Genomic DNA, 22,397 nt, shown 5'->3' with positions numbered 1-22,397 from the left:
TATTCAAAAGTAAGTGCTGCGTACTTGCTGCATGCTCAAATCAGATTTGTTTGTGTAGCAGGTGCGCAGAATTTACTATTTATCAACATTGCGAGGCATTTTTCGTCTTCGGGATTATCATATATTATGCGACATGAGAATTATGCGAAGGGCTTAATTCTCAAAGGCACAATACAAGTAGGTGACTATGCAACAAACCAATGATGGTGTTATTAACTCTCGCGAGTTACCAAAATCTATAGTAATTCCTCAAATTCGTGGAGAGATGGCGCACCTTCGTCCAGCTACGTGCAATGATTTGCAAAGAATGGATGATTTGTGCGCATTTGATGGTGCTGCAGTTATTACTGGAAAGGATGCTAATTCAGAGCGTTCTATGGTTCATTCGTGGGTTGAAAGCTCTATGCAATGGACTAAAGATAGTCTTATTGGCGAAAATCCTTCTGAATCTTGTCGTTTTGCTGGCGATGTTCAATTGCGTCACACTATTGCGTGGGCGATTGTTCCTGATGTTTTGGATGATTCAAATAACGCTTCCGGCGACATTATTGGCATGATTTTCCTTATAGATATTGACGGATGGTCTCGCAGTGCTCGAATTCAAGTTGTTTTAGGCAAAAATTATCGAGGAAGAGGCTATTCGCGCGATGCGATGCCTAGAGTTATGACTTATGCTTTTGCATCAGAGCCGACTGGTCTAGGGTTGCATAGAATTTGGGTGGGAGTTCCGGCAACTAATACTCGTTCGCTTTCGGTGTATCAATCGCTTGGCTTTGTAAAAACAGGCACTGCGCGCGATGCATTATGGGATGCCCAGAATCAAAAATATCAAGATTTTGTTGTAATGGACACTCTTGTAGATGAATATGATGCTATTCGCTCGCTAGATGCTTTTGGGTTACACGTTATTGAAGAAAATCCTGGTGTAATTGAAGCTTTGAGTGCGCATGAACATTCTGTGGCTATACCTGTGCATCGTGATAATCTTGATGAAGCATGGCCGTACAATGTAAACGTCTCTGAAGGAAGTTCATCAAAAAAAGCTTGGTGGCGCATTATAGGTCGTGGACGCAAACGTAATACGGAAGGTAAGTAATGAGCGCCGAAGATCTCGACAACTATGAAACCGATGCAGAACTTGCGTTATACAAAGAATACCGTGATGTTATTAAGCTTTTTACTTATGTTGTAGAAACAGAGCGACGATTTTATTTAGCCAATAAAGTCGATTTTAATGTGCGTTCAGCAGGTCAGGATGTTTATTTTGATGTTCAACTTACGGACGCTTGGGTATGGGATGTTTACCGCCCTTCGCGTTTTGTTAAAAATGTACGAATAGTAACTTTTAAAGATGTAAATGTTGAAGAAGTACAAAAAACAGACATTGACATTCCTGAATCTATCGCGTGATGCGCGTATGCTCAATAAGGATGTATAGGAATTGCTTACCTAGCACGCAAAGTGTTTTCGTAAAAATTTGATGTATTAAGATGGAGGACAAGTGACGGATACACAATCCCCAAAGGAATCTGTGGTAATTATTGGTGGTGGTCCGGCAGGGTTGACGGCAGCCTGGGAACTCGTTAAGGATGGCGGATCCAGCCGCTACGACGTAACAGTACTCGAAGCCACGCGTGAATTTGGCGGCATTTCGCGTACTGTGAAGTATAACGGCAATCGTATGGATATTGGCGGTCATCGTTTCTTCTCAAAAGATGACCGTATTATGCAGTGGTGGCGTGAAATGCTACCTCTCCAGGGTGCGCCTTCATATGATGATAAAAAGCTTGGTCGTCATCATGATTTGGAAGCAGGTGGACCTGATCCTGAAGTTGAAGATGAAGTGATGTTGAAGCGTCATCGCGTTTCTCGTATTTTCTGGAATCATCATTTCTTTGATTATCCAATTTCTCTTTCTGCAGCAACCTTGCGTTCTATGGGCTTTATCTTGACTATGAAGGTTGGCTTCAGCTATTTGTGGTCTATGATTCACAAGTTGCCAGAAACTAATCTTGAGAATTTCTACATTAATCGTTTCGGCAAGAAACTTTATTCCATGTTCTTTGAGGGCTATACAGAGAAGCTTTGGGGTAGGCATCCAAGCCAAATTTCTGCCGATTGGGGTGCTCAGCGCGTTAAGGGCTTGAGCATTGTGGAAGTGTTGAAGAACGCTTTTTCCAAGCTTTTCCCTAAGAAAAAAGGCAAGGAAAAGGAAGTAGAAACCTCATTAATTGAGGAATTCTGGTATCCAAAGCTTGGTCCTGGTCAGTTGTGGGAAACGGTTGAGCGTCGTTGCCGCGAAAACGGTGCTACTGTGCGCACAGACGCAAAGGTAGTTGCTATTAAGCAAGCAGACGGAAAGATTTCCAGTGTTGTAGTTGAAGATGCAAATGGAGAGCGTTCAGAATTGCACGCCGACCAGTTTATATCTTCTATGCCAATTAAGGATTTGGTAGCTGCTCTTGAGCAGGGTGCAAATGGTGACGAAAAGGCTGAAGTTCCAGCAGAAATGCAACGCGTTGCCAAAGGTTTACCTTATCGCGATTTTGTGACTGTAGGCTTGCTTGTTAAGCGCGTGCGTCTGCGTAATACTACCACTATTCCAACGCTTGGTAATCCTCCTATTGTTCCTGATTGCTGGATTTACGTGCAGGATCCTGGATATAAAGTCGGACGTTTGCAAATCTTCAACAACTGGAGCCCATATCTCGTTAAGGATGTTGATAACACTGTTTGGATTGGTCTTGAGTACTTCTGCGACGAAGGTGACGACTTCTGGAATATGAGTGATGATGATGCTCGCAAGATGGCTATTGACGAGTTGACTCGTATGCAGGTTATCAATGGTGAGGAAGACGTTCTTGATTCTCACCGTGAGCGAGTTCCAAAGGCATATCCTGCTTACTTTGACACATACGCTCAGATGCCTGAATTGATTGATTATCTTGATGGCTTTGGTAATTTGTATTGCGTTGGTCGTAATGGACAGCATCGTTATAATAACCAAGATCATTCAATGGCAACTGCTATTGAGGCTGTAGAAGATATCCGAACTGGAGAAACTTCTAAGAAGAACGTGTGGTCTGTTAATACTGAAAAGTCGTATCACGAAAAGAAGTAGTAATTAATTCTCGTATAAATTTGAGCGTTTGATTTTAAAGCGCAAATAATTTAGCGATATAGCGTCAATAATACTGGGTGTTACCCAAGTTATTGGCGCTTTTTGTTTATGTGAGTAGCTCTTTAAAAACTTTATAGAAATTGCAATAAAATACTAAATACTATGGCGCGTCGCATTGTACAGCGTCGTATAGCTGTAGTAGCATACATAATGTTCGTTGTTATGTACATATGAATTGTTATGAAATAGCAGCGAGTTCGTGACGGATTTTTCCGTAATCTTCCATGTAAAGACTTGCCGGGTCTCTATTCCGTGCGAGTTAAGGAAAGGTAAAATTGTGGCAACAGGCCAGAATCTTGAAAAAATGAAGCTTTCAGAATTGAAAGATCTTGCGAAACAAATGGGTTTGCGCGGTACATCTACAATGCGTAAGCCTGAGTTGGTGGCTACACTGACGGCTGCTCGTAATGGGGGAGAAGCGCCTGCAGGTGTAAGTGTTCGTGTTCCTCGTGATGTTGTGAATGCTAATAAAACTGCAGATACTAGTACAGATATAGAAGATGTTAGGTCATCGAAAGACAATAGTGATTTAGAAGCGTTAGAAGTTTTGGTTCCCAATGCTGCTTCAGATCGTCGCTATAGAGACGAAGAAGATTTTGGGAATAAAAATTATCGACGCGATGCGAATCGTAATAATACATTCCAGCGTCGTCGTTCCTCAGAAGATCGTAATGATAATCGCGATCGTAGAGAAGATGGTATGGATTCGCATGAGTTGGATCAAATTTTGGCAACATTGCCTGGTGAAGATTCTCATGCAGAGGGTGAACCGCGTCGTCAGCGTGTAGCTTCTCGTGACTTTGATAGAGAAGAACAACAAAATCGTGCTGATCGTTTCCAGCGTCGTATGCGCGGTCGTGCACGTGATTACGATGAGTCTCGTTCAGATTATTCAGATCGACAGAATCATTCAGAACGCATGAATCGAGTAGAACGTGAAGATCGTGATGAACGTCGTGCTGAGCGTGGAGAACGTCAAGATTGTAACGATCGCAATGTTCGTCTTGATCGCGATGCACGCGATGCTCGCGAAGAGCATGATTTACGTGAGTCTCGTCGTGAAGAGTCTCAGGAAGAGCTCGTGCCAGTAGCTGGAATTGTTGATGTCTTAGAATCTTACGCATTCGTGCGCACTTCTGGTTATTTGCCTGGTCCTAACGATGTTTATGTTTCAATGAGCCAAATTAAAAAATATGGCTTACGCAAGGGTGATGCAGTTCAAGGCTCCATTCGTGCTCCTCGCGAAGGCGATCGTCGAAATCAGCGCCAAAAGTTTGTTCCTTTGCAAACAATCGATAGCATTAATGGAATGAGCGTTGAAGAAGCTCAGTCTCGACCGCAATTTGCTAAGTTGACGCCGTTATACCCACAAGAGCGTTTGAAGCAAGAAACTACTCCGAATCGCATGTTGGGACGTGTTATTGATTTAGTTGCCCCAATTGGTAAAGGTCAGCGCGGTTTGATTGTGTCGCCACCAAAGGCTGGTAAAACCATTACTCTTCAGAATATTGCAAATGCAATTACTACAAATAATCCTGAAGTGCATCTTATGGTTGTGCTTGTCGATGAGCGTCCAGAAGAAGTTACCGATATGGAACGCACTGTGCAAGGCGAAGTGATTTCTTCTACATTCGATCGTCCTGCAACGGATCACACTACTGTTGCTGAGCTTGCTATTGAGCGCGCTAAGCGTTTGGTTGAGCTTGGCCAGGATGTTGTGGTTTTGCTTGATTCTATGACTCGTTTGGCTAGAGCCTACAATATTGCTGCTCCTACTTCTGGTCGTATTCTTTCCGGTGGTGTTGATGCTCAGGCGTTGTACCCACCAAAGAAGTTCTTCGGTGCTGCTCGAAATATTGAAGACGGCGGCTCTTTGACGATTATTTCTTCTGCATTGGTTGAAACCGGCTCTAAGATGGATGAAGTAATCTTCGAAGAGTTTAAGGGCACTGGAAATATGGAATTGCGTTTGAGTAGAGATTTGGCTGATAAGCGTCTCTTCCCAGCAGTAGATATTAATGCTTCTGGAACTCGTCGCGAGGAGTTAATTACTCCAGCTGCAGATTTGCCAGTTATTTATCGTTTGCGCCGTCTCTTTGGTGGTCTTGAGGCAGAGCAAGCGTATCAGACTTTGATTCCTCGATTGAAGAAAACTGCTTCAAACCGTGATTTCTTGGCTGCCATAACTCAACAAACTGGCACTGCTACGAATAATTCTTCTTCTACGACTATTGCGTAGTTCTTATTTCGTAAGGAATTAAAATTATTGCCCTTTGGATTATCTACCAAGGGGCAATAATTTTATTTATATTTATATTCGTTAATAACTAATATTTTATGCAGCATGTAAAGCTTGTTGCGCAAGTGCAAATTTGCTTATGCGCGCTACGCCTTCTTTAAGTTCTTCTGCTTTCCCAGCGTAAGATAGTCGCACGAATCCGCTTCCTTCTGCGCCAAAGGCTTCTCCTGGCACAACAGCAACTTTTTCTTCATCTAAAAGTTTTTTGCTAAATTCTTCTGAACTTAAACCAGTTGGTCGAACGTCAACAAAAACGTAGAATGCACCTTGAGGCTCTATAAGACGCAATGCATTGCAATTTGCCAATCCGTCTATAACAAGCTGACGTTTTGCACGATATTCTTCTCTCATTTCGCGCACGTGATCTTGCGGACCTGTTAATGCAGCTACGCCGCCATATTGTGCGGTAGAATTTACAGAAGAATGCATCATTTCTGCAATTTTGCTGGTTTGCTCAATAACTTGACTTGGTGCAAGAATATATCCAATTCTCCATCCTGTCATTGCATAAGTTTTCGATAAACTTTCTACAATAATGGTTCGTTCGTGCATTCCTTCAGCTGCTGCAATAGATGGTGCTACAGCATTTCCGCAAGGTTCAGTTTCTGGATTGCTTGCGAATACGAATGGATGGTAGACTTCGTCAGAAATTACCCAAAGATTAAATTCTTGGCATAATTTTGCAACTTCTTCGAGTTCTTCTGCGGTTGTTACAGCACCGGTTGGGTTGCATGGAGAATTGATAATGATGGCTTTAGTGCGTGGCGATATAGCTTTGCGTATTTCTGCTGCATTAATATGCATTCCATGTTCTGGCTTAAGGGCTACAGTTACTGGAATTCCTTCGCACATTAGCACTTCTGCATCGTATGATGTGAAGTATGGAGATGGAATAATAACCTCATCTCCCGGATCTATTACTGATTTAATAGCTAAATATAATCCAATAGTAGCGCCGTCAACGGCTTGAATTTCTGTGTCTGCGTTGTAGTTTAAACCTTTTACTCTATTCGTATAATTTGCAGCTGCCTCGCGGAATTCTGGTATGCCTAAAACGTCTGTGTATTTTGTTTTTCCCTCTCGTAATGAGTTGCACGCGGCTTCAACAATGTGTGAGGAAGCAGTTTCGCCTGGTTCTCCTAGGCATAGTGAAATAGCGTCTGGTATTTGTTCTACACGGTCAAATACATCTCTAATACCTGAACGAGGTATTGAAATTGCATGTTTCGCTACTTTTGCCATGCTGTGCTCCTTTTTGATTGTTGGTTTTGATTTTATAAGAATAATCTTTAAAGGTTATAGGCTTCGTTTATACGCTTATTATGCGAATTGTACAACACTATTACGGCTGATGTTAAAAGAAAAAATTATTTTTAACGTAATAATTTGTATTTTTTATTATTTTTTGAATAAATTTGTTCTTTTTCTGTAAAAAATACTGTACCATGAAAGAGACTGCAATGTGGCGCTACATAGATTCGTTTTAGATTCTCAATTCAGCGTCGACTGGAGAATGGAGGACGTATGGCTGGAAATCCTCATAAAGCTGAAACTAGTATAGCTATGGATTCAACTGATGCAATCATTGTTGATATTCTCGAACATGATGGTCGAGCGACGTTAACTCGTTTGGCGAAGGCTTCGGGTTTGTCTGTTTCTGCAGTTCAATCTCGAGTGCAAAAGCTTGAGCGTAAAGGTGTTATTACTGGTTATCGCGCGTTAATTGATTATGAGCGTCGTGGTTTACCTGTAAGCGCATTTGTGTCTGTTACGCCACTTGATTTTGGGCAGGAAGCTACAATACCTAACAAATTGCGTGATATTTCTGGTATTGAAGCTTGCTATTCGATTACTGGTAGTCCAAGTTTTATGCTGGTAGTGCGTGTTGCTACGCCAAGCAAATTGGAAGAACTTATTAATACCATTCATCGCATAGTCCCTGTCAGTACAGAAACAACTATGGTTCTGCAAACATATTTCGATTAAATAATATGTGTGATTTTTCTGAAACAACGGTTGACGCGCGCGATACATCTCTTACGACATGTTGCAAAGTTGCTGCCGAAGAGATTATTGTGTTGCGTCAATCTGTTGATAATTTTGATAATGCAATAATTGCGCTGCTTGCTGAGCGGTTTAAAACTACGAAACGAATTGGTGAGTTGAAGGCTGAAGCTGGATTTGCTCCTGAGGATTCTAAAAGAGAGCAGCAGCAAATAGAAAGTTTGCTAAATATTGCGGAAAATGCCGGATTAGATTCTTCGATTGCGTTGAAATATCACGAGTTTGTTGTTACTGAGGCTAAGAAACGTCATCAGCAAATGCAGTCTTGAGATTAGATATTTCTGTTATTTTAATTGCGTTGAACTATGAATCACAATCAGTTTGTAGATTTTGAAAATAGATTTTCGCATATCGGTATGTAATGTTTTTGTGCATATGCGTGGCTATCTGAGTAATAAAGGCGGATAATACAAGTATGACTATTGCAACTGTTGAACGTTATGCGCATATGCTTGATGCTGCAAGTCGAGGTGGCTACGCATACCCTGCTATCAATGTTACTAGTACGCAAACTCTTAATGCAGCTTTGCAGGGATTTGCTCAAGCTGAATCTGATGGCATTATCCAAGTTTCTGTCGGTGGCTCTGCTTATTTTTCGGGTCAATCTCTCAATAATCGTGTTGTTGGTTCAATAGCATTTGCAAAATTTGCGCACGAAGTAGCAGCTCAATATCCTAATATCACTATTGCGCTTCATACAGATCATTGTGCTGAGCAATATTTAGATGATTGGATTCAACCACTAATTTCTTATGAAACAGAACGAGTCAAAAAAGGCGAAGAACCATTATTTCAGTCGCATATGTGGGATGGCTCAACGGTGCCTTTGCAACATAATCTAGACGTTGCAGAACAGTTGCTGGATGCTTCGCAAAAATCTCGCACAATTCTTGAAATTGAGATTGGTGCTGTTGGTGGAGAAGAAGATGGGCATCGTGCTGATATTGACGAGAGATTGTATTCTACGCCTGAAGATGCTTTGCGTGTTGTAGATAAACTTGGCTTGGGTGAACGTGGCAGGTATATGGCAGCGTTTACTTTTGGCAACGTTCATGGAGCCTATAAGCCTGGCGTTGTAAAACTGCATCCTAAATTATTGCAAGAAATCCAAAAAACTGTATATCAGAACTATCAAAATATTTGTGATACTCGCACCTTTGGCGCTTCTAAAAAGCCGTTCCTGCTGGTATTTCATGGCGGATCTGGCTCTACTGCTCAAGAGATTGCTGAAGCTGTGCGTTACGGCGTAATTAAAATGAATATAGATACCGACACTCAATACGCTTTTACTCGTGCAATCGCTGGTCACATGTTCAGCAATTATGACTCTGTTCTTAAAATAGACGGAGAAGTTGGCGAAAAGAAGTTGTATGATCCTCGATCTTGGGGTCGTGAAGCCGAAAAAGCCATGGCTCAGCGTGTAGCAGAAGCTTGTGTGCAGTTAAGTTCTGCTGGTAAAGCACTGAAATAGTAAATTTTTAATTTTATATATTTCATTTTCTTATTCGGTAGGGGCATAGAGATAGTCTTAACAGGTAAGGATTGTGCTTATTTGAGCAGCGTTAGCTCAAAAATGGAGGTGCGGCATGCCTGGTATTGTGCTTATTGGAGCTCAATGGGGTGACGAAGGTAAAGGCAAAGCAACAGATTTAATTGGTTCAAAGGTTGATATTGTCGCACGTTTTAATGGCGGTAATAATGCTGGGCACACTGTCGTTGTTGGTGATAAATCTTATGCATTACATTTACTTCCAAGCGGAATTATCAGCCCTAATGTTACGCCTGTAATTGGTAATGGTGTTGTTGTTGATCCAGAGGTATTGCTTGAAGAAATTGACGCTTTGGAATCTCGCGGTGTAGATTGTTCGCGCTTGCTTGTGAGCGAAGCTGCGCATGTTATTACTCCGTATCATCGAGTTATTGATAAAGTAACTGAGCGTTTTCTTGGCAAACACAAGATCGGCACGACTGGTCGTGGTATTGGACCTACTTACGCAGATAAAATTAATCGTGTTGGTATTCGAGTGCATGATTTATTTAATGCTGATCACTTGCGCGACAAAGTTGAAGCAAGTTTGCATCAAAAGAATCAAATGCTTGTAAAACTTTATAATCAACATCCTATTGATATTGATGCAGTTACTGCTCAACTTGTGGAGCTTGGCAAACGCTTGAAGAAATATGTTGCTGATACTTCATTAGTATTGAATGAAGCAATGGATGAAGGCAAAACTGTGCTGTTTGAAGGTGGACAAGCCACAATGCTTGACGTCGATCATGGCACTTATCCGTTTGTAACTTCTTCAAACCCTACTGCTGGTGGCGCTTGCACGGGTACTGGTGTTGGTCCTACTCGTATTACGCGCGTAATTGGAGTAGCGAAAGCGTATATTACTCGTGTTGGTGAAGGTCCATTCCCAACTGAACTTTTGGATGAGCAGGGTGACTGGTTGCGTGAGCAAGGCCATGAATATGGTGTTACAACTGGTCGTCCTCGTCGTTGTGGATGGTTTGATTCTGTAGTAAGCCGTTATGCAACTCGCGTAAATGGTTTGACGGATATTGTTCTTACTAAGCTTGACGTTTTGACTGGTTTGAAGGAAATCCCAGTTTGCGTAGCTTATAATGTGACTTTGTCTGATGGAACAGTTCAGCGTATGGAAGAAATGCCTGTAGATCAATCACTGTTTGCTTCTGCGAAACCAGTATACGAGATGCTTCCAGGCTGGAATGAGGATATTTCTCAAATTCATAAGTTTGAAGATTTGCCTCAAAATACGCAAAGTTATGTAAAGCGTTTGGAAGAGCTTTCTCATTGCCGTATTTCTGCTATTGGAACTGGTCCGCAGCGTGATCATATCATTAGTGTTCACTCACTAACTGACTGAAATTGTTTATTATTTTATGATCAACTTAGCAAAACGGCACTTCTCGGTTGGGAGTGTCGTTTTGGTTTATGACGATAATTTCAAAAAGAGTGAAAATGAGTAAAATAAGCGGAAAAAATAAAAAAAATAATTGTCGATTATACTTTTTAGTTTTTATTGGTGGTACATGTGGAGCTTTCGTGCGCGCAGTAATTTCTTCTTATGCGCACACGATTCACCAAGTAGACGGACAATCATTTATATTTGGTCAGCTTACTTTAGGAACTTTTTTGTCGAATATGATTGCATGCTTTATTTTTGCTCTTGTTACTGCAATATCTGTTAAAGCTTTAACGCAAGAAAAGCAAACTTTGTATAAATATGCGCTAGGAACAGGCTTTTGTGGCGGATTGTCGACTATGTCTACTTTCGCGTTTGAAAGTGCAATGTCTTTTATGTCTCCACGCATGACGCTTGTTGTTTTGGGCATGCTTTTTTCGCTGCTTTTTGGCGTTTTTATGGCTTTTGTTGGTAATTGGGTTGGAACAGGAATTGCGAATTGCATGAACAAAAAGCAAACTCGATCTGTTGCAGAAGCTAATACTAAGGTGATGAAGTGATGAATTCTTTATACGTTTTTATTATGTTTATTTTGCCTTGCTTTTTTGGCGGTTTAGGTGCTGTTTTAAGATGCGCAATGACTAAAAAAATTTCAGCTGCTCATAAAAGCGAAGTTCCAGTTGCAACGCTATTTATCAATTGCGTTGCTTCATTTGCTATAGGTGTTATGTCTAATGTTTTCATGGTTGCAGCTGCAATATGTGGAGTACGTTTTGCTTATTTGATGATTTTGGGATTTTTGGGTGGATTTTCCACGTTTTCTACTGCAATTTTTGAAGGTGTGGATCTTATTCAAAGAAAGCGCATAAAAGATGGAGTGTTCTTGCTTTTTGCAGAACTTATTGTTCCATTCTTTGCTGCTTCTGTTGGGTATATTGTTTCGCAAATATTGTTACTGTACGTAATTTAGTATTTAGAAGTTAAGTGTTGTGCGCAGAATCGAGTTGTAGTGAAGTTTAAGAATGCATTGAGCTTTTTGAGTAATAACTTAAAGCAAATATCAAAAACTTTTTGCCAGCTTCGTTGGAAAGTAATATTAGCTGGGATATTTGTCGGCGTTGTTTCTGGTTCATTAGTAGCTTCTTACAGGCTCGGTATTGAATACGGTACGGATTTTGCGCGTTGGATGTATTTACAAATCCGGCATAACGCATGGTGGATTTTGCCATGCTTAATTTTTGCTGTAATTGCAGGTTTAATTATTGGCTGGATGAGTCGTAAAGAAAGTATGGCTTCTGGAAGTGGTATTCCTCAAGTCGTGGGATATGTTAATCGCGGTTTGAATATGCGATGGCACACGATTCTGCCAGTGCGTTTTGTTGGCGGTTTACTTGGTTCTTTATTTGGATTGTCTCTTGGACGTGAAGGTCCATCTATTCAAATAGGTGCATGTGGTGCTCAGATGTTGTCTCGAATTTTTCGTAAAGGTAGGCGTGACGATATTAAAGAGCATTATGTGGTAACTGCTGGAGCTGCAGCCGGTTTATCTGCTGCGTTTTCTGCGCCACTTTCTGGAGTTATGTTTGCTATGGAGGAGATTCAGCACGGCTTAACTTCAATTGTTCTTATAGGAGCTGCTGCAGCTGCTTTATGTGCTGATTTTGTTTCGCAAACTTGTTTCGGGTTGCGTCCAGTTCTTGATTTTGGTCAGATTCCAGATTTGCCAATGAACTTGCATATTTGGATTATTCCTCTTGGTATTTTTGCAGGTTTTGTAGGCTCGATAATGAATCGTTCGTTACTTGGTTTGCAAACATTATACGGATATTTGCCAAAGTGGATGCCTGTTGCCATTGCTTGCTTAATTGCAATACCAGTTGGCTTGTTCCTGCCTGAAGTTCTTGGTGGCGGATCTAATTTAGTGCGACTTTCTGAATATGGAAAAGCAAGTCTTGCAATGCTTTGTTTGCTATTTGTGGCAAAAATGTTGTTTACTTCTACGAGTTTTGGTTGTGGCGCTCCCGGTGGTATTTTTATGCCTATTCTTGCAGTAGGTGCGCTCGCAGGTGGTGTTGCTGCGCGCTGGATTACTAGCGTTTCAGCATTTGGCATTGATACAAAATTTGTATCTGTGTTTGCAGTTTGCGTTATGGCTGGTACGTTGTCTGCATCTGTAAAAGCTCCACTCACTTCGATTTTGCTTACTGTTGAAATGTCTGGAACTATGATTCATACGCTTCCAGTTGCAGCTTCTGCATTTATCGCATTGCTTATTTCGGATATTCTAAAAACTAAGCCAATTTATGGTGAGTTACTTGAACGCTATATGAAAGTTAATAAAGATTTAGTATTGCCATCTGTAAATTCTGTAAAATAGATGTTTTTATAGATAATTTTTGTGCAATATTTGCTTATTCTTAATATTTCCTGAGCTTTTAACCACATTGCATGAATATTGTTGAAAACTCATTGCTGTATGCGTTTCAATAGGCGCATGAGTATGAATATGAGTGTAAGCAACAAATCAATTGGCGTTAAGCAGATTGATAAAAATTATAACAATGGCGAAGCTGTAGGCGCATTTAGAGATGTTAAACGTTATGTTTATCCTCCTCAAGTTGCAGATAAATCTATATACGAATCTGCGTCTAATGGTGTAAAAAGCACGCCTTGTATAGCTGACGATCATACTGTTATGACTCTTTTGCCTAAGAGTTCTCAAGATGTGGAGAGTTTTCAACACACTGAACGCTCACAAGATATTTCTATTAAGCATAAGTCTTGCATGTTTAATAATTCTGAAGAAGATAATCTTATTGCGCGTGATTCTTTAGATCCGTTGCCTAAAAATATTTTAGTTGGAATGTCTGCTGCAGATGGCATTGGGCTAAGCACTTCGCTATCTATTCTTTCGCGCTATATAAGTGAACAAGGTCATAGTGTTGCTCTTGTAGATGCTGATTTGACTCATGGTGGTTTAGACGTTCTGCTTGGTTTGGAATCAGATGAAGGCCGCAGGTTGCAAGAAGTTGATGCTTCTTTAGGTAAATGCGATGGCTATGTGTTACGCAATGAGCTATTGCATTGGGACAATGTGGATGTTTTAGCATTTTCTCCATGGCATGGTAAGTATCCTGAACCTTGGGTTTTAGAGGCTGCTATTAGAGGTTTAGCTGATGCTGTTGATGTAGTTATTGTAGATATAGGTTCTGGCGAGACTGCTATGAAGTCTTACCATAATATTCCGCAATTTATTGACAGTGCGACTCTTGCTGCTGTTGAGCTATCTGTGCTTGATTTAGCAAGGTTTAGAGCGTTGCTACAAAAATTAGATACTTTGTGTGATTCTGAAGTAAAGTTTAATAAATTTGCTGTTGTTGGATTGTCTCCTCGTGGTTTAACGCAAAAATCTTATGTTTTAAGTATCGATGAAGCTTCTGAATATCTATCAACTACATTTCTTGGTTCTTTGCAACACGATGCTCGCATGTACGCCGACATTATAGGGGGATATGGTATTCGAAATGTGCCATCTTCAATGAAGGAAACCATGAAACGCATAAATAATTGGCTTATCGGAGATGTTATATCAAATACAAAAAATGCTGTAACTAAATATCGTCGTTCGCAATATCGTCGTTCGAAATACTCAAGAGGTAAATATGATCGTAAATAATATTCGTGATATCGATTTTGGAATTCTGCAGGAATTTGCCAATGATGTAAGAGTTACAGACATGGTTGTAAGTGAGTCCGGTCGTGTGTGGGTAGATTGTGGGCAAGGTCTCAAGGAACGCGCAACTCGAGTTCCGCTTAACAACCCTGCTTTGTTAAGAGAATATGCTGTATGGCTTTGTGCACAATTAGGCAAAAGACTGGATGATGCGTGTCCTATTGCTGATGCTTCAAGTACTTCTGGCATTCGCATACATGCTGTTTTAGCACCACTTGTATCTCAAGGAGCAGCATTGTCAATTCGTTTTCCTTCAGTTAATCGTTATGATCTTGTTTCTTTAAGCGATCAAGGCATGTTTCCAAAAGAATTGTCTTGTATTCTAAGCGTTTTAGTTAAAAAGCGAGCAAATATAATGATCACTGGAAGTACTGGATCTGGGAAAACCACACTTATGAAGGCTTTGTTGGCTGCTGCTGATTGCGAAGATCGTATTGTATCTGTTGAAGAAATTAGAGAGCTCGGCGAGTTGACACAAAATCATGTTTCGTTAAGTGCGCGAGAAGCTAATGTAGAAGGTGTAGGAGAAATTGGCTTATCTCAATTAGTAAAAGCAACATTAAGAATGCGCCCGGATCGCATTATTCTTGGTGAATGTCGTGGGGAAGAAATTGCTGATTTGTTGAGAGTGTTTACTTCCGGGCATAAGGGTGGAATGACAACTCTTCATGCAGATGAAATAGAAAAAGTTCCTGCTCGTCTTATGGCATTAGGGTTATTGGCTGGGTTGGAGCCTGCAGCTTTATGTGCTTTAGCTGCTGGAGCATTCGATGTTGTTATTCATGTAGAGAGATCCTCTAACGGGCGTCGAATGATCAAAGAACTCGGTATTTTGCAATACGCTTCTAGCGCTTCGTTGCTGTGTGGCATTCCAGTTTTGCAATTATCTTGTGGAATTGACGGCAGTATTGTCATGAAATTTTTGCCTGCATGGGTTAAGTTTTCAAATTATTGGAATCTTCCCGAAAATATGGCCAACATATGTGTTGACAGTTCAAATAATTAGTAGTCGATTGTGTTGCTTGGAGCGTAAAAATGGATATTGAAGAAGTTCTTGCTGGAATGATTGCTGCATTACGTTCTGGTTCTACTTTTGCAATGATTGTTCACAGTGACTCTAAGTCTCAACAATGTATTTGCAGTAGTGCAGTTAATACAAAAATTATTTATAAATGGCTTTATGAACGTTGTTTTCCAAAGAACCGCAATATGAATAAGAATCAACGTCGTCAGCTTGAAAAACATATGCATACTGTTTCTGAAAGTCTTATGGCTTCATATGAATTGAGTAATACTCTTGGTTGTGCTATGGCAGAATGTGTGGAAGCTACGGCAGCGTCATATCATGCTCAGAAGCGTGCAGAAGATTTACGTGCTGACGTAGCTGCAATGCCAAAAGCAACAATAAAACTACTTACTGCTCTACCTATTTTGGCTCTTTTTGCTGGTGAATTATTAGGTGGGCACCCTATTTTGATGTTAATTACAACAGTAAATGGATGGATTTTATTAACAATAGGTGGAATATGTTATGGATTGGGTTTGGCATGGGTTAGTTCTATGTTGCAAATATCTCAGCATGCAATGGATGCTGCCTCGCTGGAAGGATGATTTATGGAATCCACAAAGCAGCTTTTGTTTATCATCCCATTGTTTGTTGTAATTGTTTGGCAATGGGTGAGTTTGAAATTAGAGTGCGATTCATTAGATAATCGTATGCGTTTTAACAGTAAAATTATGCTAGTTAAATACGAATGGCGTAACTCCAAAGTTTCATATGTAGATCCTCTTCTTGGTTTACATATGATTATTGTTTCACTTCGTAGTGGTGTTGCTATTACTAGGGCTCTTAGTGCTGTTGGAGAAGTGTTTCCTTGTGGTCAAGGCATGTGGCTTTGCTCTGTTTCCAATGCTTTACTTGCAGGAGATACGTGGCATGAAGCATGGTCTTCTACTTATACTAAACAAGATAATTTTGAATTAGAAAATAAATCAAAATTTACTAATCGTAAAAACTTAGATTCTTCAGAAATATTAGCTAGATGGTTAATGACATCTTTAAAAGAATCATGGTGTTATGGTTCATCTCCAGTTCCTGTATTGTCTGCACTTGCTCAACATTATGAGATAAATATGGCCAATATTGCTAGACAAGAAAGTTCTAAGTTGTCTGTGCGATTGCTGCTTCCTGTTGGATTATGTTTTTTGCCGTCTTTTATATGCATAGGAATTTTGCCAACAGTTATGTCGCTTATGCGCTAGCTTTTTAAAAATAAATTTTTAGAAAAATAAATTAGCTTTTATCCACAATGCAATTTTTTTATTTTCATTCGCAAAACAAGTTGTAATAATATTTCTATCCGAAAATTTCGGATAGTTTGAAGTGAAAGGTACAAGATGATGGTTGGGATAATGCAAAAACTTGTTGCACGATACGCTGTGTCTATGCTTCAAGTAAATGAACAATTAGTGAATATTGAGTCACGTTTGTGTCAAAAAAGAAAACTGTACGCTGAAGGTCTTAAAAATAAGGATTCCGGAGCTGTAACAGCTGAGTATGCAGTAGTTATTATTGCTGCTACTGGTTTTGCTGCACTGCTAGTTGCTATTTTGAAATCAGATACGGTTCGCACAACGTTGACAGATTTAGTGAAAAAAGCATTGAAAATCGGCTAACGGCATGTTTTAGCAGATGAAATGAGCTTATGATGCGGAAAGTTATTGTGTGCAAAAGATTGTTGCGCAAAATTAGTGATTATGACAGAGGGACGGTAACTGCTGAATTTTCTATTGTTTTGCCTTGTGTATTAATACTGTTATTTGTATTAATTGGCATAGGTAGAGCAGTTGTATGTACTATGAATTGTCATGATGCTGCTGCGCAAGTTGCGTATTATCTTGTGACTCATAAGGACGATAAAGCTGCCGCAAGTATTGTGCAGTCGGTCGCAGGTCAAGGAGCGTCGGTGAAAATAAGTCGTAGCAATAATATGGCGAATATTGTTGTTAAATGTCCTCTTATTCCCGATCCTCTTCATATTTTGCCGCCTCTAGTGGAAAGTCATGTAAGCCAGGTTTTAGTATGAGTAGGCGCAAGAATTTTGTGAAGCATTCAATAAATTTCATTCATAAGCGATGTAAGGGCATTGACTGCGGTTCTGGCACTATGCTTGGCATTATGCTAGTGATCGCAGTCTGCTCAATAGTAGTGCTTTCTGCTATTTTATGTAATGTTCTCGGAGCTAAACATCAAGCTTATGCTGTTGCAACTTCTGCTGCTTTATCTGGTGCTTCTGCGTTGCAAAGGATGGAGGATAATGCGTGTGAGGTTGTTGCGCGTACTGTTGCTTCAAGCAATGCTTTTTTGAAATCTTGCAACTCTACTAGTAATGATGTAACTGTTCGTGTTTCTGTTGGGCTAAATATTCCATTTGCTTCTAACGTGGAAGTTTCTGCTAGAGCAGGACTAGAAGATTGCAATAAGTAGTAAGTAGCAAAAACGAATATAAATATCAGCAGTCGGGTGGCGGCTGCTGATAGTCTTAACTAAGATATATCGGGGAAATAGTTAGGTCGCGGTAGGTTAGGAAACATGGCACTTGCACTGTATCGTAGATATCGTCCTGACACGTTTGATGGTGTTATTGGGCAGGATCAGGTTACCATACCTTTGTCTAGAGCATTAGACCAAGGAAAAATAACGCATGCATATTTATTTTCTGGGCCGCGTGGATGCGGTAAAACAAGTTCTGCGCGAATTTTAGCTCGCTGCATTAATTGCGAAAAAGGACCAACTTCGCACCCATGTGGAGAGTGCCAAAGCTGTAAAGATTTAGCTACTGGCGGTGCCGGTTCTATCGACGTTGTAGAGATTGATGCTGCAAGCCATAACGGTGTCGATGATGCTAGAGAGTTGCGTGAGCGTGCTGGCTTCGCTCCTGCTCGTGACCGTTATAAGATTTTCATTCTCGATGAAGCTCATATGGTTACGCAGCAAGGTTTTAATGCTTTGCTTAAGATTGTAGAAGAGCCGCCTGAACATGTAATGTTTATTTTTGCTACCACTGAGCCGGATAAAGTTATTGGCACTATTCGCTCGCGTACACACCATTATCCTTTCAGACTTGTGCCTCCAGAGGTAATGTCTCCATATCTTGAAGATATTTGCAAAAAAGAAGGTATTCTGCCACAGCCGGGAGTTCTTCGCCTTGTCATGCGCGCTGGTGCAGGATCAATGCGAGATACGTTATCTGTGCTCGATCAGCTTATGGTGGGTGCTGTTGATGGTTCAATTTCTTTGGATTCTGCGGTTGCTTTATTAGGTTTTACGCCTAATTCATTGATTAGTGAATTCATTGACAATCTTATTAATCATGATGGTGCTTCGATATACGATGTAGTTCGTCGCGTTATTGTTGGAGGCTACGATACTCGTAAGTTTGTAGAAGATTTATTAGGTAGAGTTCGTGATTTGTTGCTTATGGTATCTGCAGGTCCTAAAGCGGCTTCAAGCTTACTTAATGATGTTTCTCCAGAAGATTTGGAAATATTGAATAAGCAATCTGCAAGCATGACATTGCATGATTTAGCACGTATGGCTCAAACAATTAATGATGCTTTAAGTGCAATGGCTAGTGCAATTTCTCCTCGAATGAATTTGGAAATTTTAGTTGCTCGTTTGCTTGCAGACAGCGAAACTTCAAATACTGTTGCAACTAATTTGCGCATCAATAACGTGCAGCAACAAAATATTTCAACTTCTAAGCAGAATATTCAAAATAAAGTATCTTCTGGTGCTCATTTCGTAGGTTCTACAAGCAATAAAAAATATGTTTCTGCAAATAGTGAGAATAATAGTACTTCAAATTCTTCGCTACCTTCTGAAACTACGGCATCTCCTATTGCTAAAGCAGAAACGCAATCTGCTCCACGCACAAAAGAAATGGAATCTAAAAAAGCGTTTTTGAACGATGCACATAATGCTAATTCAAAGAATGATTCCATGGATACTGATGCAATGTGGGATAAAGTAGTTTCAAAATTGCCTGATGACGTACGTGAATATGTAACTCGTGAGTATGTTCCTACAGTGCAACTTACTCCAGTACAATCAGGTCGGCAGCGTCTTATTTTGACTTTTAATGAGCCTATGAGTCAACATGCATTTGCGCTCGCAGTATGCACTACTTCTCCATATGATGGGCAAAAAGTGCCAAAAGTAGTAATGAATGAAGTGCATGAAGTATTTGGTGCGCAAGTAATGATTGCTCCTGCACCAGTTGCTGCTAATGGTGAACAAGTAGAATCTGTTGCTCGAATGGATCCGCAAAATCTTGCCAAAGTTAAGCGAGATATTTTATTACGCAAAACTGGCCTATCTGCTGGATTTAGTAATAAAACTGATTCTGATGGCAGCGGAATAAATAAAAATCCTACTAAAAAAGAATCTTCGGGTTTTAGTGGCGCTGATGGCTCCGCAGCATCAGTAGCTTCTGAAAATACTGCGGATGAGTTAAGTGATGTTGCGAATGCGGATGATGATGTTTGGGCAGATATGTCGTCTATGCCCATGTCGGATGTGATTGCAATGCCGGAAGATTCTTCTACTAAAGACTCTTCTATTGAAGATGAGCTCATGAATCATGATGACGAGATTGCAATACAGAAGAGTTCGCATTCTCATAACCAATCTGAAGCTATTTCTGGTGTCTTGGATCAAGCTAAACTACACTCTCAAGTTCAGAATGCAACTAATACTTCAGAATTGTCTACTGAATCAATTCAGACTACTGTTTCTCCTACGAATGGAGCTACTGCTGACGAATGTTCGATGGATGATGCTTCATTAGAATCCGCAACGTCTGTAAGCACTGATGAGCTTAAACAAATTTTTGAAGTTAAATCTGTTGAAGAATTTGCTTCTACTGATCCTAAAAATCCTAAAAATGCGATTATGAGCGTTAAGAAAAAGCAAGAGGAGTAGTTTACAGTGCATAATTCATCGTCATATGATGGAGCAATTGGTCATTTAATTGAAGCATTTTCAAAGCTTCCAGGGATTGGACCTAAAGGCGCTCAGCGCATTGCGTTTTACTTACTTTCTTCTTCGGATAAAGATGTTCAAGAGCTAATAGACGCAATTAATAACATGAAAGAAAGTGTGCGTTTTTGTGATGTATGCGGAAACGTATGTGAGCAGAGCCCTTGCATAGTATGCGCAGATCCTCGGCGTGATCATAGCAAAATTTGTGTAGTTGAAGAACCTAAAGACATTATGAGTATTGAGCGAACTCATGAATATTCAGGTGTTTATCATGTTCTTGGTGGTGCAATTAACCCAATGGCAAATGTTGGGCCTGGGGACTTAGCAATTACGCAATTACTTGAACGTCTTAAAGATGCAAAAGTTCAAGAAATTATTCTTGCGCTTGATCCTGATATAGAAGGTGAAGCGACTGTTACGTATTTGGCTCGATTGCTCGATCCTCTAGGAATTAAAGTTACTCGCTTGGCAAGTGGATTGCCTGTTGGTGGAGATTTAGAGTATGCGGATGAGATCACTTTAGGTCGTGCATTTTCTGGTCGTCAATCTGTGTAATTTTGAATATTGTTTTTATGAGCACAAATCATTATTAGTAAATAGGGCATAGTTGGTAGTCTGATATTGAAGCCATTATTTGGCATATCCTGTGCGTTTATCAATATTGACATGAGCAAGGGGTAAAAATTGTCGCTTATCGTACAGAAATACGGTGGTTCTTCTGTAGCGGATACGGATTCCATACAACGTGTTGCCAAACGCATTCTTTCTACAAAAGCAGCAGGCAATGATGTTGCTGTTGTAGTTTCAGCGATGGGAGATACGACTGACGATTTAATTGATCAAGCAATGAGTGTAAACACTCATCCTCCTGCTCGCGAAATGGATATGCTTATGACAGCAGGCGAACGAATTTCTATGAGTTTGCTTGCAATGGCTATTCATGCTCAAGGATCTCATGCTTATTCTTTTACTGGTTCTCAAGCTGGATTTATGACAGATACTCAGTTTGGAGCTGCGCATATTCGTGCGGTTAAGCCTGATCGTGTCAGAAGAGCTCTTAGCAAAGGCAGTGTTGCAATTGTTGCCGGGTTCCAAGGAATTAACGAAGTTGGAGATGACACGACTCTCGGTAGAGGCGGTTCGGATACTTCCGCTGTAGCGCTTGCGGTTGCTTTAGGTGCTGATGTATGTGAGATTTACACGGATGTAGATGGAGTATTTACTGCGGACCCACGTATTGTGCCAACTGCAAAACGTATTCCTGTAATTGATTATGATTCAATGCTTGAAATGTCATCTTGCGGCTCGCGCGTGCTTGCGTTGCGTTGTGTTGAGTACGCTCAGCGTTTTGGTATGCCTCTTCATGTTAGAAGTTCATTCTCACATAGGAACGGAACGCTTATAGTTCCAAATAATATTAATCCGAACGATTTGCCTAATCTGAGTTAGAAAATACAAAACTAAATATTAATAGATAATGTCAAATAATCTTCGAGCTTAAAGGCGGTAACAATGGTAAACCACGATATTCTTTCGACTATGGGCGATTTATTTCCTGATTTAGGTCCGGAAACTCCTGTTATCTCTGGCGTTGCTCATGATCGCAGTGAGGCAATGATTACGGTTCGCGGTATTCCAGATATTCCTGGTATGGCTGCGAAAGTATTTACAACTCTTGCAAAAGCAAATGTAAATATTGACATGATTGCGCAAGCAAGTGCTTCTACTGGTACAGCAGATATTTCTATTACTGCTCCAGGAGCATCAATGGAAGCAGTCCGTAAAGTTCTAGAAGAAGCGCATGATGAATTGAAATTTACTTCTATGGATGTCGTTCCAGTAGTAGGAAAAGTAGCTGTTGTTGGCGTTGGTATGAAAACACATTCAGGCCTAGCTGCTACCTTCTTCACTGCGCTAAGTGAACATGGTATAAATACTTTGATGATTTCTACTTCGGAAATTCGTATTGCTGCCATGGTTCCTGTTGAACAAATTGATGAAGCTGTTCGCGCTTTGCATACTGCTTACGGTTTGGACGCAAGTCAGGTTGAAGCAGTAGTGTACGGCGGAAGCGGGCGCTGAAGCAATTTAAATTATTAAATTATTAAATTAACTAAATTATTTAAATTGTAGAATTGTAAAAACTGTAG

General features: G+C 40.4%; 23 protein-coding genes. 22 read left to right on the top strand and 1 reads right to left on the bottom strand.

What is annotated here, in order from left to right; translation table 11 throughout:
- Positions 1–187: 187 nt before the first annotated feature.
- The 4 genes from HXT32_RS06430 (at position 188) to rho (ending at position 5,420) form a co-directional block, all read left to right on the top strand.
- Entirely contained in the window at positions 188–1,096 is a 909-nt protein-coding gene (locus tag HXT32_RS06430) for a GNAT family N-acetyltransferase (RefSeq protein ID WP_012913734.1), read from the top strand.
- Complete coding sequence (locus tag HXT32_RS06425) at positions 1,096–1,410, top strand: DUF2469 domain-containing protein (RefSeq protein WP_004105898.1); 315 nt, start codon at positions 1,096–1,098, stop codon at positions 1,408–1,410. The genes HXT32_RS06430 and HXT32_RS06425 overlap by 1 nt, the downstream gene beginning before the upstream one ends.
- A gap of 91 nt (positions 1,411–1,501) precedes the next feature.
- On the top strand, positions 1,502–3,121 hold the full coding sequence (locus HXT32_RS06420) for an NAD(P)/FAD-dependent oxidoreductase (RefSeq protein ID WP_012913735.1): 1,620 nt from the start codon (positions 1,502–1,504) through the stop codon (positions 3,119–3,121).
- Between the two features lie 337 nt (positions 3,122–3,458).
- The gene (rho, locus tag HXT32_RS06415; protein ID WP_004110057.1) at positions 3,459–5,420 is read left to right on the top strand and encodes a transcription termination factor Rho; all 1,962 of its coding nucleotides are present in this window, start codon (positions 3,459–3,461) and stop codon (positions 5,418–5,420) included.
- Positions 5,421–5,516: 96 nt separating this feature from the next.
- Here rho and HXT32_RS06410 read toward each other — a convergent pair whose 3' ends face one another.
- Positions 5,517–6,722, bottom strand: a complete 1,206-nt coding sequence (locus HXT32_RS06410) for a pyridoxal phosphate-dependent aminotransferase (protein WP_004110055.1) — start codon at positions 6,720–6,722, stop codon at positions 5,517–5,519.
- 282 nt (positions 6,723–7,004) lie between these two features.
- On the opposite strand from HXT32_RS06410, the gene HXT32_RS06405 reads away from it, so the two are divergent.
- The 18 genes from HXT32_RS06405 (at position 7,005) to HXT32_RS06320 (ending at position 22,329) form a co-directional block, all read left to right on the top strand.
- On the top strand, positions 7,005–7,466 hold the full coding sequence (locus HXT32_RS06405) for an Lrp/AsnC family transcriptional regulator (protein WP_004105907.1): 462 nt from the start codon (positions 7,005–7,007) through the stop codon (positions 7,464–7,466).
- Between the two features lie 5 nt (positions 7,467–7,471).
- On the top strand, positions 7,472–7,813 hold the full coding sequence (locus HXT32_RS06400) for a chorismate mutase (protein ID WP_004110050.1): 342 nt from the start codon (positions 7,472–7,474) through the stop codon (positions 7,811–7,813).
- Between the two features lie 146 nt (positions 7,814–7,959).
- Positions 7,960–9,015, top strand: coding sequence for a class II fructose-bisphosphate aldolase (fbaA, locus tag HXT32_RS06395; protein WP_422118959.1), 1,056 nt, complete (start codon positions 7,960–7,962; stop codon positions 9,013–9,015).
- Positions 9,016–9,130: 115 nt separating this feature from the next.
- A complete protein-coding gene (locus HXT32_RS06390; protein ID WP_422118958.1) occupies positions 9,131–10,432 on the top strand; it encodes an adenylosuccinate synthase in 1,302 nt (433 codons plus the stop codon).
- Between the two features lie 95 nt (positions 10,433–10,527).
- Positions 10,528–11,031: a fluoride efflux transporter FluC gene (locus tag HXT32_RS06385; RefSeq protein WP_116431977.1), complete on the top strand. Its 504-nt coding sequence runs from the start codon at positions 10,528–10,530 to the stop codon at positions 11,029–11,031.
- Positions 11,031–11,441: a fluoride efflux transporter FluC gene (locus tag HXT32_RS06380; RefSeq protein ID WP_004110041.1), complete on the top strand. Its 411-nt coding sequence runs from the start codon at positions 11,031–11,033 to the stop codon at positions 11,439–11,441. The genes HXT32_RS06385 and HXT32_RS06380 overlap by 1 nt, the downstream gene beginning before the upstream one ends.
- 39 nt (positions 11,442–11,480) lie before the next feature.
- On the top strand, positions 11,481–12,848 hold the full coding sequence (locus HXT32_RS06375; RefSeq protein WP_004110037.1) for a ClC family H(+)/Cl(-) exchange transporter: 1,368 nt from the start codon (positions 11,481–11,483) through the stop codon (positions 12,846–12,848).
- 123 nt (positions 12,849–12,971) lie between these two features.
- A complete protein-coding gene (locus HXT32_RS06370; RefSeq protein WP_033888545.1) occupies positions 12,972–14,147 on the top strand; it encodes an ATPase in 1,176 nt (391 codons plus the stop codon).
- Positions 14,134–15,210 carry a CpaF family protein gene (locus HXT32_RS06365; RefSeq protein WP_004110032.1) on the top strand — a complete coding sequence of 359 codons (1,077 nt, stop codon included), beginning with the start codon at positions 14,134–14,136 and terminating at the stop codon, positions 15,208–15,210. Before HXT32_RS06370 ends, HXT32_RS06365 begins: the two co-directional genes overlap by 14 nt.
- 29 nt (positions 15,211–15,239) lie before the next feature.
- On the top strand, positions 15,240–15,815 hold the full coding sequence (locus tag HXT32_RS06360; RefSeq protein ID WP_004110029.1) for a type II secretion system F family protein: 576 nt from the start codon (positions 15,240–15,242) through the stop codon (positions 15,813–15,815).
- Positions 15,816–15,818: 3 nt separating this feature from the next.
- Positions 15,819–16,466, top strand: coding sequence for a type II secretion system F family protein (locus HXT32_RS06355; protein ID WP_004110027.1), 648 nt, complete (start codon positions 15,819–15,821; stop codon positions 16,464–16,466).
- Positions 16,467–16,604: 138 nt separating this feature from the next.
- The gene (locus HXT32_RS06350) at positions 16,605–16,880 is read left to right on the top strand and encodes a DUF4244 domain-containing protein (protein WP_033888546.1); all 276 of its coding nucleotides are present in this window, start codon (positions 16,605–16,607) and stop codon (positions 16,878–16,880) included.
- Between the two features lie 29 nt (positions 16,881–16,909).
- A complete protein-coding gene (locus tag HXT32_RS06345; RefSeq protein WP_033888547.1) occupies positions 16,910–17,290 on the top strand; it encodes a TadE/TadG family type IV pilus assembly protein in 381 nt (126 codons plus the stop codon).
- Positions 17,287–17,691 carry an Rv3654c family TadE-like protein gene (locus HXT32_RS06340; protein ID WP_033888548.1) on the top strand — a complete coding sequence of 135 codons (405 nt, stop codon included), beginning with the start codon at positions 17,287–17,289 and terminating at the stop codon, positions 17,689–17,691. Before HXT32_RS06345 ends, HXT32_RS06340 begins: the two co-directional genes overlap by 4 nt.
- A gap of 105 nt (positions 17,692–17,796) precedes the next feature.
- A complete protein-coding gene (locus HXT32_RS06335; protein ID WP_004109999.1) occupies positions 17,797–20,187 on the top strand; it encodes a DNA polymerase III subunit gamma and tau in 2,391 nt (796 codons plus the stop codon).
- A gap of 6 nt (positions 20,188–20,193) precedes the next feature.
- Positions 20,194–20,802 carry a recombination mediator RecR gene (recR, locus tag HXT32_RS06330; protein ID WP_004109996.1) on the top strand — a complete coding sequence of 203 codons (609 nt, stop codon included), beginning with the start codon at positions 20,194–20,196 and terminating at the stop codon, positions 20,800–20,802.
- A gap of 129 nt (positions 20,803–20,931) precedes the next feature.
- On the top strand, positions 20,932–21,696 hold the full coding sequence (locus HXT32_RS06325) for an aspartate kinase (RefSeq protein ID WP_004109991.1): 765 nt from the start codon (positions 20,932–20,934) through the stop codon (positions 21,694–21,696).
- Between the two features lie 63 nt (positions 21,697–21,759).
- Positions 21,760–22,329, top strand: coding sequence for an ACT domain-containing protein (locus HXT32_RS06320; protein ID WP_004105778.1), 570 nt, complete (start codon positions 21,760–21,762; stop codon positions 22,327–22,329).
- The last annotated feature ends 68 nt before the right edge of the window (positions 22,330–22,397 follow it).

It is taken from the genome of Gardnerella sp. DNF00747 (assembly GCF_049262675.1).
GTDB classification, from domain to species: Bacteria; Actinomycetota; Actinomycetes; order Actinomycetales; family Bifidobacteriaceae; genus Bifidobacterium; species Bifidobacterium swidsinskii.
This window is presented reverse-complemented; position numbering and strand designations above follow the sequence as displayed.

Bases quoted from the DNA above. Each gene is read 5' to 3' on its own strand.
- HXT32_RS06355 (WP_004110027.1), top strand. From the start codon at position 15,819: ATGGAATCCACAAAGCAGCTTTTGTTTATCATCCCATTGTTTGTTGTA.
- HXT32_RS06405 (WP_004105907.1), top strand. From the start codon at position 7,005: ATGGCTGGAAATCCTCATAAAGCTGAAACTAGTATAGCTATGGATTCA.
- fbaA (WP_422118959.1), top strand. From the start codon at position 7,960: ATGACTATTGCAACTGTTGAACGTTATGCGCATATGCTTGATGCTGCA.
- HXT32_RS06390 (WP_422118958.1), top strand. From the start codon at position 9,131: ATGCCTGGTATTGTGCTTATTGGAGCTCAATGGGGTGACGAAGGTAAA.
- HXT32_RS06425 (WP_004105898.1), top strand. From the start codon at position 1,096: ATGAGCGCCGAAGATCTCGACAACTATGAAACCGATGCAGAACTTGCG.
- HXT32_RS06410 (WP_004110055.1), bottom strand. From the start codon at position 6,722: ATGGCAAAAGTAGCGAAACATGCAATTTCAATACCTCGTTCAGGTATT.
- HXT32_RS06335 (WP_004109999.1), top strand. From the start codon at position 17,797: ATGGCACTTGCACTGTATCGTAGATATCGTCCTGACACGTTTGATGGT.
- HXT32_RS06365 (WP_004110032.1), top strand. From the start codon at position 14,134: ATGATCGTAAATAATATTCGTGATATCGATTTTGGAATTCTGCAGGAA.
- HXT32_RS06360 (WP_004110029.1), top strand. From the start codon at position 15,240: ATGGATATTGAAGAAGTTCTTGCTGGAATGATTGCTGCATTACGTTCT.
- HXT32_RS06385 (WP_116431977.1), top strand. From the start codon at position 10,528: ATGAGTAAAATAAGCGGAAAAAATAAAAAAAATAATTGTCGATTATAC.
- HXT32_RS06380 (WP_004110041.1), top strand. From the start codon at position 11,031: ATGAATTCTTTATACGTTTTTATTATGTTTATTTTGCCTTGCTTTTTT.
- HXT32_RS06400 (WP_004110050.1), top strand. From the start codon at position 7,472: ATGTGTGATTTTTCTGAAACAACGGTTGACGCGCGCGATACATCTCTT.
- HXT32_RS06350 (WP_033888546.1), top strand. From the start codon at position 16,605: ATGGTTGGGATAATGCAAAAACTTGTTGCACGATACGCTGTGTCTATG.
- HXT32_RS06340 (WP_033888548.1), top strand. From the start codon at position 17,287: ATGAGTAGGCGCAAGAATTTTGTGAAGCATTCAATAAATTTCATTCAT.
- HXT32_RS06345 (WP_033888547.1), top strand. From the start codon at position 16,910: ATGATGCGGAAAGTTATTGTGTGCAAAAGATTGTTGCGCAAAATTAGT.
- HXT32_RS06430 (WP_012913734.1), top strand. From the start codon at position 188: ATGCAACAAACCAATGATGGTGTTATTAACTCTCGCGAGTTACCAAAA.
- HXT32_RS06370 (WP_033888545.1), top strand. From the start codon at position 12,972: ATGAATATGAGTGTAAGCAACAAATCAATTGGCGTTAAGCAGATTGAT.
- HXT32_RS06320 (WP_004105778.1), top strand. From the start codon at position 21,760: ATGGTAAACCACGATATTCTTTCGACTATGGGCGATTTATTTCCTGAT.